The following is a 1,232-nucleotide window of genomic DNA, read 5'->3' as shown; positions in this document are numbered from 1 at the left end:
CGGGTCGACCCGCGCCGTGGTGCTTTGCCATGCCGTTGTCCCTCAATCCACGATGTGCGTGCGGTAGGTCAGTTCGACCCTACGTGCTTCGTCGCAGGGTGGGACCACGACGATGTGCGCGACCGCCGTCCACGGCTCGAGTCGCACGTAGTTGCTCGAGCCCCAGTGGAACTCGCTGCCGGAGACCTCGTCGTGGACGCTGAACCGGGCGTCGTCGTCGTATCCGAGGGCGGCCATGTCGAGCCTGAGGGTGCCCTCCTGCACCCCGTGTGAGTCGAGGGAGACGACCGTCAGGACGCAGTCACCGGTGGCGGGGTCGATCTTGGAGTAGGCGATGATCTGATCGTTGTCCACGTCGTGGAAACGCAGTGTGCGCAGCTGGTGGAGGGCGGGGTGCTCCCGACGGATCCGGTTCAGGGTCCGCAGCCACGGGGCGAGCGACTGGCCCGCCGCCTCGGCGCCGGCGAAGTCGCGGGGCCGGAGTTCGTATTTCTCCGAATCCAGGTACTCCTCGCTGCCGTCGGCGACGGGTTGCCATTCGAACAGCTCGAAGCCCGAGTACACACCCCACGCCGGGCTGAGCGTGGCCGCGAGCGCCGACCGGATCGCGAACATCGCAGGACCTCCGCGCTGCAGCGACTCGTGCAGGATGTCCGGGGTGTTGGTGAACATGTTCGGCCGGGCTTCATCGACGTGCGCCAGCAACTGCTCGCAGAACTCGATGAGGTCGGACTTCGTGGTCTTCCAGGTGAAGTACGTGTAGGACTGCGAGAAACCCCGCTTCGCGAGCCCGAACAGACGGGCCGGGCGGGTGAAGGCCTCGGCGAGGAACAGCACGTCCGGCTCGGTGCGCTTGACCTCCGCGATCAGGCGGCTCCAGAAATCCGCGGGTTTGGTGTGCGGGTTGTCCACCCGGAAGATCCGTACGCCCAGGGAGGTCCACAGGCGCACCACCCGGAGCACCTCGGCGTAGATCCCCTCGGGGTCGAGGTCGAAGTTGACGGGGTAGATGTCCTGGTACTTCTTGGGTGGGTTCTCGGCGTACGCGATGTGGCCGTCGGGGAGCACCGTGAACCACTCCGGGTGGGCCTGCGCCCACGGGTGGTCCGGAGCGCACTGCAACGCCAGGTCCAGGGCGATCTCGACGCCGCGAGAGGTGGAGTACTCGACCAGTTCGCGGAAATCCTCGATCGTGCCGAGGTCCGGGTGCACGGCATCGTGGCCACCGTCCG

At 67.0% G+C, this 1,232-nt stretch carries 1 pseudogene; it reads right to left on the bottom strand.

The features are described from left to right. Positions 1-42 precede the first annotated feature (42 nt). Positions 43-1,232, bottom strand: a pseudogene (locus tag G6026_RS15610) (alpha-1,4-glucan--maltose-1-phosphate maltosyltransferase); the annotation flags it as partial.

This window comes from Dietzia sp. DQ11-38-2 (genome assembly GCF_014145055.1).
Lineage (GTDB): Bacteria > Actinomycetota > Actinomycetes > Mycobacteriales > Mycobacteriaceae > Dietzia.
This window is presented reverse-complemented; position numbering and strand designations above follow the sequence as displayed.